The sequence below is a fragment of the Enterovibrio gelatinilyticus genome, assembly GCF_028683095.1.
In the GTDB taxonomy this organism is placed as follows: domain Bacteria; phylum Pseudomonadota; class Gammaproteobacteria; order Enterobacterales; family Vibrionaceae; genus Enterovibrio; species Enterovibrio gelatinilyticus.
This window is the reverse complement of sequence record NZ_JAJUBC010000013.1, coordinates 1-15,872: the sequence shown is the minus strand read 5'-3', so window position 1 is coordinate 15,872 and position 15,872 is coordinate 1. Positions and strand designations below refer to the sequence as shown.

The window sequence follows — 15,872 nt, the reverse complement described above, 5'->3', positions numbered from 1 at the left end:
CATAAGAAAATTTATACATCCCAATAGATGATTAATTTATTGCGCAAATTACGTTTTATTGAGTTACATTAAAAAGCACTGGGAATGGGTTTGGGTATTTACCCAAACCCATTCTCGCTGAACAAGTATCTTGAAGTCGTGAGTAAACAAGGATGTAAACATGAAGAAGAGGCTTCCCCCGTTGAACTGGCTACGCTCTTTTGAAGCCGCGGCTCGGCATTTGAGTTTTACTCACGCATCGCAAGAGTTGCATATTACACAGGCAGCAATGAGCCAACAGATAAAAGGCTTAGAGAGTCAGTTGGGCACAGCACTGTTTGTGCGTCTTCCACGAGGCCTTCAGTTGACTGACGCCGGGGCGGCTTATATGCCCGTTGTGCATGATGCTATAGAGAAGCTTTCAGAAGTGACGGAGGAGCTCTTTGGTCAGAATAGGACTAAGTTATTAAATATTAGGATTAATTTGGTCTTTTTTATTCATTGGCTTGCGCCAAGATTGGAGAGCTTTATGGCGAAATATCCTGAAGTTAACCTAAAAGTCACCAGTAATATCTGGGTGAATAATCGTCATGGCTCGAATGATTGTGACATAGAAGTCACCTATGGAAATGGGCAATGGCCGCATCTAACAGCCCATCGTTTAACCTGGGATACCCTGTCTCCCGTTTGCAGCAAACAGTATGCGGAACGTCTGCCGTCAGACATCAGTTCAGAGACGCTACTAAAAGAGAAATTGCTGCATGTAATTGGTTATGAAGACGGTTGGGGTCATTGGTTTGCTAGCATGGGGTTACCTTATGCCGAGTTTCAGCAAGGTAGCCAATATGACACATTAGTCAATGCGTTAGAAGTAGCAATAAATCATGGCGGTATAGCACTTGGTCGGAGCAGTTTGGTTAAAAGATATGTTGGCGAGGGAAAGCTTGTTCGCTTATTTGAGACAGGCGTAACGACACGTGAAGCATTTTATCTTGTTAGGTCTAATTCAAGGGCCTTACATCCACACGCTCAGTTGTTTATTGATTGGATATTGTTGGAAGTGGAGAGGGATTCATCCAATAATGACTATAGAGATTTATATAATTAATTTTCTGTCGTATTAATTTTTTATACGTCGAGACCTAAATTTTATTAATGGTTGTTTATTTCACTGCAACCTATCATTGCCTGTAATGAAACTCCCTCTCCGTGTGAAGGAGGTTTCTCATTTCAGGTTAACATCTCTATGGTAGGAGCATAAATAAATGAGAAATACACTGCCGCTTGCAGGAATCAATGTTGTAGATTTTGGCCAATATATTGCTGGTCCCGCTGTTGCGATGATTCTTGCCGATTTAGGTGCAAACGTTGTACATATCGACCCGCTAGGTGGCCCAATGTGGGATGATCCTGCTAATGCGGTGTTAAATCGAAATAAATTGTGTATTGAACTGGACTTGAAAACCAGTGAGGGACGCGAAAAAGCCCTTTGTCTCTGCGCTACTGCTGACATCATTATCGAAAACTTCCGCCCCGGTAAACTTCAAGGTCTAGGGATTGATTTTGAATTACTTCGTCAGGCCGATCCAAGGCTGATTACCTTATCTGTCCCCGGCTTTGCTTCTAACGACACACTCAGAAGGGAATGGAAAGCCACGGAAGCGATTATCTCTGCCACCTCCGGCGTATATGCTGACATGGGCTTCAACCGATTACTCATGGGCTGCAATCCAAGTTTCTCTCCATTGGCTTTAGGGTCAGCGTACGCGACAACGTTGGCAAGCAGTGCTGTATCTCTCGCCTTATATGCACGTGAAAAGAGTGGTCGGGGTGATCATATTGAAGTCCCTATAGCATCAGCTTTGATGGAAGGGCTGTCCTATAACTCGATAGTGATTGAAGACCTCCCTGAGCGTTACGCTACCATGCGCGAGCATGAGATTGCTCGTCGTCGTGAGCATGGGCTTGAAATGGATGTGACATACGAGGAGTTGCAGGAGTTTCTTGACCCATTTTTCCGCACGTACGAATGCAAAGATGGGCGTTTTTTTTACGTCGTCTGTCCTTCGCATCGTAATCATGCGAAACGCTGCCTGCAGGTTGCGGGACTCTATGATGAGCTCGTTGACGAAGGGCTTCCTGATGTTGAGGACTTGTATCTGCCCATTGCTGAATGGGACGGAGAGACCTCTATTGGCGTGTACCCATTGCCAAAAAAATGGGCGGACATTATTGCTGAAAAAATGAAGCGTGCTTTTGTGACTAAAACCTCTGAAGAATGGGGCCAGTTATTTGGGGAGCATGGCATTCCTGGTGCGCCACATCGTTCTACACAAGAATGGATGGGCAACCCTCACAATGTTGAAAGCGGCCTGACGGTCACCGTGAATGATGAAAACTATGGTGAAATGAAACAGCCGGGACCGCTCATTTGGTTTGAAGGCATGGGAGAGGAACTGTGCGACGTGTCACCTCGTCAGTATGGTGATTTTAATGATGCCAAATATCTCTTTTCTTTCCGTTCAGAACCTACGTTGAACATCGCATCTCTTGATCAGGAGCAAGGCCAACAAGATGACATCAATCCACTTTGGCTAGATGGTGTGCGTGTACTCGACCTTACCAATGTCATTGCAGGGCCCCATTCCACAGGGTTCTTGGCGCGCTTTGGTGCCAAAGTGACGAAACTGGACCCTACCAAATCCCTTTACGATCCACTCATTGGCGTCTTGTTTAGCTTTTTGTCTAACTGCGGAAAAGAAAGCCTATTGATGGATATGCTGACTGACCAAGGAAAAACCATTTTTGAACAATTGGTTAAAGAAAGTGACGTGGTTGTGATCAACGCTCCAGAGCGTCAAGTTGAGGCGTTAGGGTTAAGCGATGCACGGTTGAAAGCCATCAATCCCAATGTGATATTTTGTCGTTTAGATTGCTTTGGTGGTCCTAAGCGCGGTGAAAAAACCGACTACATTGGCTATGACGATATTATTCAAGCCAATAGCGGGATCATGAGTCGCTTTGGCGGGGCGCAAACCCCAGAAGAACATGCCCATATCGGCACTTTGGATGTGAACTGCGGTTTTGCTGGTGGTTTGAGTATTGCAGTGGCGTTATATCATCGTGAAAGAACGGGACAAGCACTGCGTGCGAGAACATCACTGTCGTCAATCTCGAATCTAGCGCAGATAAAATATAGCCATGACTATGCTAGCCGCGGACCGTTTAACGAGCCGTCCGGCCGAGAGGCTTTGGGCTACCATAGTCTGTCCCATATTTATCCGACATCGGATGGTTGGCTGTATCTTGATGCGTCTGAAAAGGATCTCGAGACGTTTGAGTTGCTCAAGCACTTTCGAGGGGTTTCTGTTTGCAATGAAGCTGATCGAAAAGCGCTTATCGCCAATGCCTTGCGGAAGCAGACCTGTGATTACTGGATCAATACATTTTGTGAGCTAGACATAGGTGCAGCGGAAATAAAAAGCATTGAATGGCTACGCGATAAGTACAGCCGAAAAAGCGATGGAAAAGTGGGGAGTGACCTAGGGAGCTATGCATTTTCTGTTTATGAAGACCACCCAAGTGGCTTAGAAACTACCACCGTCGATCATTATTCTATTCGGCCTTCCCATGCAGGGATCATTGCGCTCAAACCGACAGAGAGATTTGGCACTTCGAGCCGCGAGGTTCTTTCTCGTTTGTCGTTAAGCGATGATGCGATTCAAGCGCTAATCAATACGGGTGTTGTCAGTGAAGGCTGGTCTGATGCATTTATACCGAACTAATATTTTAAACGAAGTGGTTGGGTAAATAGCGAGGCTCGTCTTCTTAACGCCTTTTTAGCGAAAGGCTTAGGTGTCACTCTGAGAAGGTAGGGTTTTAACATATTCACGATAAAAAATGGCGCTCAATGAGCGCCATTTTTGATGTTATTACTTATTCAATCCTTTCTTATAAATCACGTTCCACGCTCGATTCACGCGGTTCCTCATCGTCAATCTTCCAGATAGTCCAGCCCATTACACCAAATATTATGGTCACAATCGGAGAGATCCAGCAGAAGAAATTGAAGGGTAAATACGCGAGTGTCGCAACACCCAATGTGGCTGCTTGATAGGCACCGCCCGAGTTCCAAGGAACAAGGTTGGCGGTTACCGTGGCAGAATCTTCAACCGCACGTGAGAGGTTTTCGGGTGCAAGCCCCCGCTCTCGATAGGCTTCAGAGTAGCTTCGAGCCGTCATCACAATTGCCATGTATTGATCACACAAAATTAAGTTTGCGCCAATAGCGGTTAGTACAGTCGAAACGACCAGGGAGCCGGTAGATTTTGCGGCAGAAAGAATTTTGTCCGCAATAACGCGAAGCTGGTTGGTTCGCTCCATCACGCCGCCAAACATCATGGCAACAATGATCAAGCTGATGGTATACATCATCGAGTCCATACCGCCGCGAGAAAGCAGGGAATCTACATCGGAGACACCCGTTTCAGAGGTATAGCCACCAAACGCAACACTTGCTATGGCGTTGTAGTCTGCGCCTTGCAGACTGGCTGCACAAATCGCACCTGCAATAACACCCAATGCAATACCAGGGATGGCAGGCATTTTCTTATAAGACACACCAAGTACTATCAAAAGGGGAAGGAACAGAACGGGGTTGATGAAGAAAGTGCTATCCAGTGTAGTGAGAATCGTATCGATGCGTTCGATGTTGCTGTTACTTGCACTGTATTGCAGGCCAAGTACGATTTCGATGATCATTGTGATGCTTATCGAAACGCCTGTGGTGTAAGACATGTGCTTGATGTGGGTAAACAGGTCGGTTCCCGCCATTGCGGGGGCGAGGTTAGTTGTGTCTGAAAGCGGTGACATTTTGTCGCCAAAATAGGCGCCTGATAAAACCGCACCAGCAACAAGTGGCAAGGGAAAGCCGAGCCCACCGCCAACGCCCATCAGCGCGACACCAATCGTCCCTGTTGTACCCCAACTTGTGCCTGTTGCCAGCGAGGTGACGGCACAGATAATCACGCAAGCGGGCAAGAAAATCTCTGGTGCCAACACTTGCAGCCCATAATAGATTAGCGTGGGCACAACGCCCGCAAGAATCCAAACGCCAATGAGTGAGCCGACAATCATGAGAATAATCATTGCGGGCAAGGCATTGTAAATGCCGTTTACCATCCCCGCTTGAATGTCTTTCCATTGGAACCCACAACGAAGCGCGACAATACAAGCGACGATGACGCCGAGTAGCATCGGTATTTGGGGGTCCAGCCCATAGATGACGATTGATATACTGATACCAAGCACAAGTGATAAGAGCGAGAGAATGGCTTCCCATAGCAGTGGTGCTCTCGCACCTTCAGGAATATCCGTCTTCATGTTACCTCCAGTTGTTTACATTTTTGACCGGAAAATGTGCGTTCTTTATATACGTTCATGTGTTTTACGAGCGGAAAAAGAAGCGGTTTCTGATAAAGCACAGGTGTTAGGAAGCAATGCCGAAGGCCCAATTGGCCTGACATGACTCTTCTCGTTTTGGCGGGAGATCGTATCCGTCATAGGAAACCCTCTCCGAAGAATGAACAGAATTCATCGGAGAACACAGCACATGCTTATTATTATTGGTTGAGGGCAAATGCCCGCAAGGTACTTTTTAGCAAGGTTTTATCTCTTGCTTCTTTCATCGTATGCGTCATGGACAGGGATGTGGTGTTGTAGATACGAGACGTAGCGTTGTTTTATCGCAGTTTGATGACCCTTTGCTTGTTTAGAAATATCAAATACTGTTGAAATTGAGCGTTAGCGCCAAATTGCTGTCTTCAAGCCAAAGAATGTGCACTGTTTTTTGTGCTTGCGCCTCGCGGGCAGAGATGAGGAAGAAAGGGCAGGTTTTCGTCAAAACGGAAGGCAAAATTAATGAAATACAGTTTGATTAATAAATGAAAGACTTTCACAGATTTTGATAGCTTGAGCATAGTCCGCTTCGTCGTCGACATAGATGCCAAGCTGAATATAACTGGTGTGTGAAAAGGCAAAGCAATACACGGAGGCGACGCGGTAATCGTTGGTTTCTTCAAACAGGCGATAGCGATAAAAGATAAGCCCATCTCTTTCCGTCTGCTGAACATCGAACGCTTTCTCCGCTTGTTCTTCTGCAACCCATTCCAGCGCTTCTTCGCGAAACTCTTCAGGCTCAATGCCCCACACAGAGCACCATATTGTTAGGCCCGATTTCCAGATCACTAAGTCTTCATCTTCCATTTTGCTCTGAAATGTTGATGGGAGAGTGACTGTCCATTCATCAGTGAGCGGGGTGTTTCCTGAAACGGTCAAATATTCAATATCATCGTGCATGTGAGTGAGAACGCCTGCGTAAATATATGGAACAAAGTAAGAGATTGCGAAGCCTACCATTTAAGACACGCTTGCGTCTTGTTATCCCATGATTTTGTGCACCATGACTGTTGGTATACAAGGTGTGTAGGAGTCAATTCTGATGACAAAATAGTCAAAAAGAAGTAAAGGGGAGCGAAATTGATTGAAGCCCTTAGCAATTCGTTTTCAAATGGGTTGGAACTATCAACCTTGTGCTCCTCACGCATTATCAGTGTAGAGTCATTCAACTATAAGGCTTTCCCAAAAAGCCAAGGATATCGTCATGAACCAGCTAGTGGTATTGGGCAGCGTAAATGCAGATCACGTTTTGCAAGTCCCTTCTTTTCCTCGCCCTGGCGAAACACTTATTGGTCGTCAATACCAAGTTATCCCTGGTGGAAAGGGAGCAAATCAAGCCGTTGCTGCTGCAAGACTAAATGCCGATATTGGTTTTATTGCCTGTGTGGGTGACGATGCGTTTGGCGTGAATATTCGCCAGCGTTTTGAGAGCGATGGTATCAATATCGCTGGGGTGAAAATTCAATCGGATTGTCCAACGGGCATTGCGATGATTCAGGTATCAGACAGTGGCGAAAATAGCATTTGCCTCTCACCAGAAGCGAACGCCAAGCTCACCTCTTCAGTGATTGAGCCAGAGTTAGAACGCATCAAAAATGCAGATTATCTGTTGATGCAACTAGAAACGCCGCTCGATGGCATTGAGCGTGCAGCGATTGTGGCGAAAGCGCATGGTACTCAGGTGATCCTAAATCCTGCGCCAGCCGCCGATTTGCCTGATAGCCTGCTTCAGTCTGTTGATATCATCACGCCTAATGAAACCGAAGCAGAAGTGTTAACGGGCATTAAAGTTGAATGCGAGAGCAGCGCACAACAGGCAGCAGGGATCCTTCATCAAAAAGGGATCAATACCGTGATGATCACTTTGGGGGCCAAGGGTGTGTATCTGAGTCAGCAAGATGAAGAAAGCCTTCAACTGTCTGGTGGAATTATCGAAGGTTTTCGTGTTAAGGCCACAGACACAACGGCTGCGGGTGATACTTTTAACGGCGCATTTGTGACAGGTTTGATGGAACGAATGTCTATAACGTCAGCCATTCGGTTTGCTCATGCCGCCGCTGCAATTTCGGTCACGCGTTTTGGTGCGCAAACCTCCATTCCGACTCGAGAGGAAGTGGACGTGTTTTTGGCGAGTCAGAAATAACATCGGATGATTGTATGAAAACAGGGAGGTATGCTTGAACACTATCGGTGAAAGGGCGTTGATCGTCGAAGGTGGTGCGATGCGAGGCATCTTCTCTTGCGGTGTGCTTGACCATTTTATGGCTCAAGGATTTTCATCGTTTGATAGCTTCTGGGGTGTGTCTGCCGGTGCCAGCAATCTTGCGGCTTACCTTGCGAATATGCCCGGTCGTAACCGCAAAATTTATCTCGATTATAGCCTGCGCAAAGAATTCATCAGACCGGGGAAATTTGCCTTGGGCGGTGATTTGATGGATCTCGATTGGATGTGGGAGATCACACTCAAAGAGCTAGGGATAGATAAAGACGTTCTTCGTGCAGACCCAAGGCCATTCTTTCTCGGCGTCACGCGGCAAGACACAGGCGAAGCGGAATACTTAACACCACATGTAGACACACTGGCCGACACAATGAAAGCCAGTAGTGCGTTGCCCGTGATGTATCGACACGGCGTTGATCTAGGCGGTGTACGGTATGTTGATGGCGGCGTGGCGGATGCCATTCCTGTTGCCGAAGCGATTCGTCGAGGAGCAAGGTCTATCATGGTGCTTCGAAGCCGTCCAAACAGCTATCGTAAATCTGCACCCAAGTTCGCGGCATTAACCAAACGTTTATTGAACGATCACCCCCAACTCATTGAGCCCATGCTTACCCGCCATCTTCGCTATAACGCCGCGTTGACATTGATTAATAATCCGCCTCCCGGCGTTACCATCATTGAAATTTGTCCGCCAGAAAATTTCAGCCTTAAACGCTTGAGCCGAAATGCAGCTTCACTCGAGCTTGCGTATGACATTGGTGTGGCGTCAGGGCAAGGCGCGATTGAACGTTGGCAGCAAGCACAGGAAAAATCGCTCGCTTGTTGCCCATCGTCTGTCGAAGATCAAACAAAAGGCTGATTGCACCTTGTTACCTTGTTATTGTTCAAGGAAAGGGCAGGTATAATGCCGCCTCGTTAAATCGCCAGTATTTGTTCATGAAACTTGCCAATAGCCCAGTCACTCAGCACATGTTTGAAGATATTCCGTTTTTTCTAAAACGAGATGATCTGCTGCATAGCCAATTTTCCGGTAACAAAGCGCGAAAATTGATGTCGCTATTGCAACATGACGACCCCAATATTACTCACCTGATCGGTTATGGTTCGCCCCAAGCGAATTCGCTGCTTTCTCTGGCAGCCCTCGCTGCCATCAAAGGTTGGCAGCTTGAGTTCTATGTTGATCGAATTCCGAGTTGGCTAAAATCAAGCCCTATTGGTAATTACCGCGGTGCGCTCGATCTCGGCGCAAAAGTGATCGAGATGTCGGACGTTAGCGCAGAGCCCATACACCCAGAAGTATTTATTAAAAAACACAGACAGGATGAACATCACCTGCTGGTGCCTGAAGGGGGACGTTCACCAATTGCAGAAGCCGGTGTGAAAACACTCGCGGATGAGATTATAGAGTGGTCGCTATTCAACCAAGAGAAGCCAATTGTTGTCGCCTTACCTTCAGGAACAGGTACAACGGCGCTGTATCTCAACAAACACCTGAGTGAGCATGGTATTGACGTGGTTACTTGCCCATGTGTGGGTGGGGAAGACTATCTAACCGCTCAATTCAACGAACTGAATGAAGCCAACCATCCGACGGTGTTAACGCGCAGCCAGAAACATCATTTCGGTAAGTTGTATGAGGCGGATTACCGTGTTTGGCAGTATTTACTTGACCAAACCCACATCGAGTTTGACCTTCTGTATGACCCATTAATGTGGCGTTGTTTACTGGAATGGTATCCTCAAAATAGCGATAAGCAATTGTTGTACATTCACCAAGGTGGTGTGCTGGGCAATGAAAGCATGCTGCCGAGATATCAGCGAAAATTTGATGATGTGCATCGCACCTAAGTGCAGCATATTCAGCTAATCGTCGTTCATTCCTCATATTACCTCCATTGGCACATAACGTCGCAATCATGTGCGCTGGAACGGAGGTGTTATGCACGGCGAAATTATCTTTTTGCCACAATACGCATTTCTACCAAGGCATTTTCTGGAATGAACTCAGATACTCCTATAGCAGACCACGCTGGATATGGAGCTTTCACATACTCATCTTTGACTTTTGAAAAAACCTCAATGTGCGCCTTTAGGTCAATGTGGAATGTGGTCATTTCAAGAATGTCATCGTAAGTTAGCCCTGCGGCATCGAGATATATACCTAGTTTATGAAACGCATCGTGGAACTGCTCTTGGGGATCAATGCTGATTGGTTTATCTTTTCTAGCAGCAGTAACGCCGGATAGATAAACCGTTCCATCTGCTTCAATTACAGGTGAAAAGTGCCAATCGTCGTAGTAGTGTTTGAATTGCTCAGGAACAATGGACTTCTTCATATTACCTCTTAGCCTGCTATTTTGCGTCTTTTGGTTTACGTGCTTGTTATACGTATTTACTCTAAAAGGTGAATTGCGTCTTCTGTTAAGGCCCAATCTTTCATATCAGGAACTATCTGACTGGATAAAAACTCAAAAACATCACTGAACTCGGAATCTACTATATCCCAGCATCGTTCGGATTCACCTGAATTAAAAGTTGGGTGGAATACTAAAACCTTATCTGCAATTAAGCCGTTTATAACTTCTAACCCAGCAAAATCATCATTATCTTGACGGCTAGCAAATACAAACACTTTTCGGTGTTTAGTATCTTCGTTTGCAAATGCTTGAGCGGCAAAATCAAATTCCGTTGGTTTAGAAAGAAAATGCCACGGGCAAAAGTGTTCAGTATTTTGAACTAAAAACCAGCGTAATGCGTTTGGCCAATTTGAATCGATAATGTTAGTTTTCATCCAATCCCAAAGATACGTATAAAGCCTTGAACACGTGCAAAGTTACGCTCCAGCAACATATGGTAACGTTAGCGTAGCGAACGATATGTTGCTGGAGCGAACTTTGTCCCTTGCAGCAATTTGTTGAACGAAGCCGCTATGCGGCAGAATAACAACACACCGCTTACGTTTCTCCCAACTCTGCCAATCGGGCAGCGTACAGGATAAACACTATGAACCGTCAACAACAGCAGCGCTTCGATACGCTTTATCAACAGCACCTCAATAACTTAACCCTTCAAGGGAAACGACCCGCCACCATTGATGCCTACAGCCGTGCCGTCCGCCGCATCGCACAGTTCTTTGATTGTCCACCGGATAATCTCTCTCAGCAACAGCTCAAAACCTACTTCGTGAACCTTATCGGAACCCACTCCTGGAGCACCGTCAAACTCGACCGCAATGGCTTGCAGTTCTTCTATCGCTACACCCTTAATAAACAATGGCAATGGCTCGATATCGTTAAGCCGCCTCAGGTCAAACGCTTGCCCGATATCTTAACCCCCAGGGAGGTCGGCTTACTCATCACCTTCACCCGACAACCTGACTACCAACGCTTCTTCTACACCCTCTATTGTCTCGGGTCATGCCAGTCTCACGACGACGGCACGCTACACCCAACTCACGGACGTGAAACACGCCCAGCTTCATCTGGCGGTGAATCAACTCGCCTCTGGGCTCACTATTTAGTGAGAGGCAACATGAGTACCTTTATCGGGTTGCTGCATGGCAGTGCGAAGCGAAAACGACACCATATTCAGCTTATGTTGCTTCAAATGGCACACAGGACGTTGCCACTTGAGCCCGCGCCGAACAGCCCGTGACGCGATGTTGTCCAACGTGCTGGGAACGACTCTTGCTCTGCGTGGGCGTCACTCGAGGGGGGTAGCCGAAAGGCGAACAGGATAAGGATAATGGCGGCCATTTAATCGAAGGAGAAAGCGCGGAAGAAAAGACACACAGTGACGTAACCCATTGAAGTTATGGAATGTCTAATAACTTCATGGCGCCGTTCGCCTGTTAATCAGTGGCGGGTACATCCATCCGGCGCTCACCCGAGCAATTGACTGAATAAAGCAGCAACGGGCTTGTGCAACACCCAAATAAAGTGTCGGCTGCGCGACACTTATTCTTATTTTTAGGTTTTTAAAAATCATCATCAATGTTGCTTAAACTCGTACATTCATTACCATGCTCATCACACCTAATTGTTTTGACAACATCATACTGTTTCTCACTAACAATAAATGGAATATAACCATCCCAAATCTCCCCTGGATTGAAAAACGCTAGCCTGAAGCCTCGTTTTTGGAGATGTTTATCAACAATAATTAATTTTTTAATTATATAGTCACCCTGTTCTAGCTCCCCCAAATCTACGCGTTTATCGAATTCTTTTAAAAATTTCCAGTCGAAGTCATGTATGTTTTTTTCCTTAAGCTGATTTGTTATCAAACTTTTCAGTTGATTCTCTTCATGCTCTCCCTTCCAGTCGATAAATTGAGCTGCTTTTTTTTCAACTGAAAACGCGTAAAGCAACTGTGCATTCGTTAGCTCATCTTCATCACCCCAAAAATCTAGATCAAGATGCTGAGTATACTTTTTCACATTAGCAGAATGATAAAATGACTTTATATTTTGTGACTCATTAAATTCCGTCAATAAACTGTTAAATTCTACTTGGTTGCTTTTATTTAACATTAAGCTAGCTATTAACAATAATGCTTCCATAAGTTACCCATTATTTTTCTTCATCTATATTGATGCCCACACTTACATGTTGAGAATTCACCGACCAAGCTCTCTTCGAAATATAACGCCAAGCTAACCCGTACGAGACCTTGGCGTAGACTTTTGCGAAGCAAAATTGCCAAGCGTAAAGTGTCGGGCTTAGTGCCTTGATACTCATTGAGCCTTCAGCTCCAGTTTAACCCTCGGGCTAAGCTGGAAGGCGACAAAACCAACACGGAGAAGACTCAATGAGATTTTATAACCAATAGCATAACTATTACTGCGGCATCGATCTGCATGCGCGTATTCTTTACGTCTGTATTCTCGCCGAGACAGGCAATGAAGTCCTTCACAAGAAGATCGGCGCAGACCCAGATGCATTGCTGGTATTAGGTCAGTGACCTTTGCCTCGACTACGCCTTTGATTTTGTCCTCGGCCATGCCTTGTACATGAAAGCCATTCATGGGGGCAAAACCAAAAATGATCGTATTGATTCATTTAAAATCGCATCTCTGATCCGCGGCGGTAATTTCCCGCTGGCCTACGTTTACCCGAAAGCCATGCGCGCTACCCGTGATTTACTCCGCCGACGAACCAAACTCGTGCGCCACGGCGCGCACCTTAAAGCACATGTGTCCAACACCTTTACTCAATACAATGTGCCATCACCCAATCTCGCCCTCCGTTATCCCTCTTCCAGGGAAGACGTGCGCAACCGCTTCAATGAGCCGGCGATTAACCGCAACATCGATATCGACCTCAATATGATTGGCTTCTACACCAAAGAACTCACCCATGTGGAATGCTTCATCGAGAAAAACGCCAAGCAACACAATCCGAAAGACTACATACTGCTTCAAACTGTGCCCGGCATTGGCCGTATTCTTGCTCTGACCATTTTGTATGAGATTGGGAATATTCAACGTTTTCCTTCCGTTCAACACTTTGCCTCTTACTCCCGCTTGGTGAAGTGCAAAGCCGAGTCGGCGGGAAAACAATATGGCACCAGCGGGAACAAAATTGGCAATGCCCACCTAAAATGGGCCTTCTCTGAAGCAGCTGTACTCTATTTACGAGGGAATGAAAAAGCCCAGAAATACCTCGCGCGACTGCAAAAACGCATGAGCAAGGCAAAAGCGCTGTCTGCCTTGGCGCACAATGGGGTGAGCTGAACGTCTAACTGGTGCTGAGGAAGAACACTTTGCTGACTGCGTTTATTGGGTATAAGCCCGCCAGAGTCTGCTGTGTCCACCGTTGTCCAAGCCCTTTGGCCTTGATTAGCTATCCCATTGGTGCGCATTACAACGAACAACAAAGTTGCTTACACCTAGCCTGAGCCTGAAGATAACTGGAAAACAATTGTTTAGCCTTCTTCTTGAATAGTGCCAGCCTGGGTTAACGGAAAAGTGTCTAGTGGCCCTGTCACTCGAATGACAGGCAGCGGTGAGACCGCAGTAAGAGACCCTCTATATGTGTTTGCCGTAAGCAACGACTTAATGGCTCAAATGACAAAGCGAAGTAGATGACTTTGTTGTTCGAAAGCAATGACTGCTTACGCAGTCATAAAGACAGCTATTGCCTCTTGACCGGAGAAGGGCTCATATGTGTTAGCCGCTGATTCTCCATACTATCGCGGTTTCGCCGCCAACACCCAACGAACGCGCCATTTTGCGAGTTCAATTACGGCCTAAAAGACAAAATCACTCGATAAAACCACAAGCGATAAATTCAACTTAGCAAAGATAGCCACATGATTTTGCATCGAGTTTGGGATTGGTTTGATGATACTTTTGGATTTAAACAGCCTGCGACGAAGAGAGGAAATAGCTAGCCAAACATCGCAAAATAAACACTGTAAGAACTGACGGATAACGCTGCCATAAACGGCGAGCGATTTTTGCGAGTCCAGCGCCCGCAGGGCGTGATGTTTGATGGCCTTGTTAAATTTTCACTTCACCATCGACGAAAACAAGTACTCATTTTCCTCTACTGACAGCAGAATTTTGTAAGATATAAATGTTTTAAATTTCAGGTCATACTCGAAATTTGCCAAGAGAGTCCCGTCATAAGATGATTTATCATCTTGGACATCTAACTCACACTTTAAGGAATACTGGTATTTTGACAACTCATAAAATTCTAAAGAATGTCGTTCATTATTCCATGTCGAACCGTCACACCAAAAGTCACTTGGGAGCTCCGTTTTCCTAAGGAGACACGTTACATAATAGCTAACCCAGAAATCTAAGTTACTCATGAATTCTGAGTTCGAAATGTTGGCTCCTTGCTGCTTCAACGTATTGCCAAGATCAGCCTCTAGTCGCCTTAAGCGTTTCTTCAATTTTCTCTGATTGATCAGATGCACCACAAAATTTAACGCCGCAAGCAACTGCAGCTGTAACGGAACTTGTGTTTGTGCGAAGTTTTTCCCGCACGAACACAACTGGAGAGTAAGCTGTCAGATTGACTTGCCTTGTTATACATTTTTTAACTCATATGCCAAATCGTGCTGGCTAGTTGCATCAAGGTACTGTTTTAACGCAGCAAGATACTGCTTTTCTGTGATGATGATGTCTTTATCTGTGTACGCCGAACAGTAAATTTCAATACTACCCTCTGGTATAAACTGCTGCTCTACTTCTCTTTCGTAAGCATCAAGGTCAGAAGGGTATGTTACACCGTAATCACCATCATCACCGCCAAAACCATGACGATCGTTTGCGAAACGAACAAGCTGTTCATCCGTAGGGAAGCTGTAAGTGAATATGTGATTAATAATCTTCTCTAATTCCATACTCTGACTTGTGTATAACGTTGTGATAACGGGCACTTGCCCGCACTGAACCTCACCAAACCAATGTATTCACGCCACTTTCTAAGCGCTTCGAGATTGGCAAGGTGTCCCGTTGATGACCTTGTTAGCCGCTGAAGCTTCATACTATCGCGGCTTTGCCGCCAACATCCATCGAACGCGCCATTTTGTGAGTTCAACTGCGGCCTTAAAGACAAAATCACTCGATAAAACCAAAAGCATTGAATTCAACTTAGCAAAGATAGCCACATGATTTTGCATCGAGTTTGGGATTGGTTTGATGAGCGTTTTCAGATTAAACAGCCTGCGACGAAGAAAGGAATTGCCTAGCCAAACATCGCAAACTAAATACAGATAAGAATTGACGGATAACGTTGTGATAACGGGCACTTGCCCGCACTAAACCCAACCAAACCGATGTATTCACTCTACTTTCTAAGCGCTTCGAGATTGGCAAGGTGTCCCGTTCATGACCTTGTTAGCCGCTGAACTTTCATACTATCGCGGCTTTGCCGCCAACACCCAACGAACGCGCCATTTTGTGAGTTCAACTGCGACCATAAAGACAAAATCACTCGATAAAACCACAAGCGTTGAATTCAACTTAGCAAAGATAGCCACATGATTTTGCATCGAGTTTGGGATTGGTTTGACGAGGGTTTTGAGGTTAAACAACCTGTAACGAAGAGAGGAAATAGCTAATCAAACATCGCAAACTAAACACTGGGAAGAACTGACGGATAACGCCGCCAACAGCGGCAGACTTGTTATTGTGACTTTTGTGCAATAATGGCGAAGCCATGCACTAAAGGCGCTACGGCAAGGCTGTCCGACTGCTTGG

Annotated in this window: 13 protein-coding genes and 3 pseudogenes; 10 read left to right on the top strand and 6 right to left on the bottom strand. The window is 45.8% G+C overall.

All coding sequences use genetic code 11. The features are described from left to right. Positions 1-160: 160 nt before the first annotated feature. Together LRP50_RS12500 and LRP50_RS12495 are read left to right on the top strand one after the other, a co-directional pair. Complete coding sequence (locus LRP50_RS12500) at positions 161-1,087, top strand: LysR substrate-binding domain-containing protein (RefSeq protein WP_274164799.1); 927 nt, start codon at positions 161-163, stop codon at positions 1,085-1,087. Positions 1,088-1,244: 157 nt separating this feature from the next. Beyond that, on the top strand, positions 1,245-3,764 hold the full coding sequence (locus tag LRP50_RS12495) for a CoA transferase (RefSeq protein WP_274164798.1): 2,520 nt from the start codon (positions 1,245-1,247) through the stop codon (positions 3,762-3,764). 166 nt (positions 3,765-3,930) lie between these two features. Here the strand turns inward: LRP50_RS12495 and nhaC are convergent, their stop codons facing one another. Both nhaC and LRP50_RS12485 read right to left on the bottom strand, forming a co-directional pair. Then, positions 3,931-5,361, bottom strand: a complete 1,431-nt coding sequence (gene nhaC, locus LRP50_RS12490; RefSeq protein ID WP_274164797.1) for a Na+/H+ antiporter NhaC — start codon at positions 5,359-5,361, stop codon at positions 3,931-3,933. 534 nt (positions 5,362-5,895) lie between these two features. After that, positions 5,896-6,396, bottom strand: coding sequence for a hypothetical protein (locus LRP50_RS12485; protein WP_274164796.1), 501 nt, complete (start codon positions 6,394-6,396; stop codon positions 5,896-5,898). A gap of 244 nt (positions 6,397-6,640) precedes the next feature. On the opposite strand from LRP50_RS12485, the gene rbsK reads away from it, so the two are divergent. From rbsK to LRP50_RS12470, 3 genes are all read left to right on the top strand, one after another. After that, positions 6,641-7,579 carry a ribokinase gene (rbsK, locus tag LRP50_RS12480; RefSeq protein WP_274164795.1) on the top strand — a complete coding sequence of 313 codons (939 nt, stop codon included), beginning with the start codon at positions 6,641-6,643 and terminating at the stop codon, positions 7,577-7,579. A 34-nt stretch (positions 7,580-7,613) separates the two neighbouring features. After that, on the top strand, positions 7,614-8,516 hold the full coding sequence (locus LRP50_RS12475) for a patatin-like phospholipase family protein (protein ID WP_274164794.1): 903 nt from the start codon (positions 7,614-7,616) through the stop codon (positions 8,514-8,516). Positions 8,517-8,593: 77 nt separating this feature from the next. Next, positions 8,594-9,505, top strand: a complete 912-nt coding sequence (locus LRP50_RS12470) for a pyridoxal-phosphate dependent enzyme (protein ID WP_274164793.1) — start codon at positions 8,594-8,596, stop codon at positions 9,503-9,505. 104 nt (positions 9,506-9,609) lie between these two features. Here LRP50_RS12470 and LRP50_RS12465 read toward each other — a convergent pair whose 3' ends face one another. After that, positions 9,610-9,993: a RidA family protein gene (locus tag LRP50_RS12465; protein WP_274164792.1), complete on the bottom strand. Its 384-nt coding sequence runs from the start codon at positions 9,991-9,993 to the stop codon at positions 9,610-9,612. Between the two features lie 56 nt (positions 9,994-10,049). Beyond that, positions 10,050-10,448, bottom strand: coding sequence for a hypothetical protein (locus LRP50_RS12460; protein WP_274164791.1), 399 nt, complete (start codon positions 10,446-10,448; stop codon positions 10,050-10,052). 212 nt (positions 10,449-10,660) lie between these two features. Here LRP50_RS12460 and LRP50_RS12455 point away from each other — a divergent pair. Together LRP50_RS12455 and LRP50_RS25745 are read left to right on the top strand one after the other, a co-directional pair. Next, a pseudogene (locus LRP50_RS12455) lies at positions 10,661-11,071 on the top strand (site-specific integrase); the annotation flags it as partial. A 132-nt stretch (positions 11,072-11,203) separates the two neighbouring features. Further along, positions 11,204-11,376: pseudogene (locus LRP50_RS25745) on the top strand (IS91 family transposase); the annotation flags it as partial. Between the two features lie 257 nt (positions 11,377-11,633). On the opposite strand, the gene LRP50_RS12450 reads toward LRP50_RS25745, so the two are convergent. After that, positions 11,634-12,218: a DUF6630 family protein gene (locus LRP50_RS12450; protein ID WP_274164790.1), complete on the bottom strand. Its 585-nt coding sequence runs from the start codon at positions 12,216-12,218 to the stop codon at positions 11,634-11,636. Between the two features lie 287 nt (positions 12,219-12,505). Here LRP50_RS12450 and LRP50_RS12445 point away from each other — a divergent pair. After that, positions 12,506-13,376 (top strand): annotated as a pseudogene (locus LRP50_RS12445) (IS110 family RNA-guided transposase); the annotation flags it as partial. Between the two features lie 1,319 nt (positions 13,377-14,695). On the opposite strand, the gene LRP50_RS12440 reads toward LRP50_RS12445, so the two are convergent. Continuing rightward, positions 14,696-15,013 carry a hypothetical protein gene (locus tag LRP50_RS12440; RefSeq protein WP_274164789.1) on the bottom strand — a complete coding sequence of 106 codons (318 nt, stop codon included), beginning with the start codon at positions 15,011-15,013 and terminating at the stop codon, positions 14,696-14,698. A 115-nt stretch (positions 15,014-15,128) separates the two neighbouring features. Here LRP50_RS12440 and LRP50_RS12435 point away from each other — a divergent pair, with 115 nt between their 5' ends. Together LRP50_RS12435 and LRP50_RS12430 are read left to right on the top strand one after the other, a co-directional pair. Next, a complete protein-coding gene (locus LRP50_RS12435) occupies positions 15,129-15,284 on the top strand; it encodes a hypothetical protein (RefSeq protein WP_274164788.1) in 156 nt (51 codons plus the stop codon). A gap of 216 nt (positions 15,285-15,500) precedes the next feature. Beyond that, positions 15,501-15,656 (top strand): hypothetical protein, encoded by a 156-nt coding sequence (locus LRP50_RS12430; protein ID WP_017014722.1) that lies wholly within the window; start codon positions 15,501-15,503, stop codon positions 15,654-15,656. Positions 15,657-15,872 lie beyond the last annotated feature (216 nt).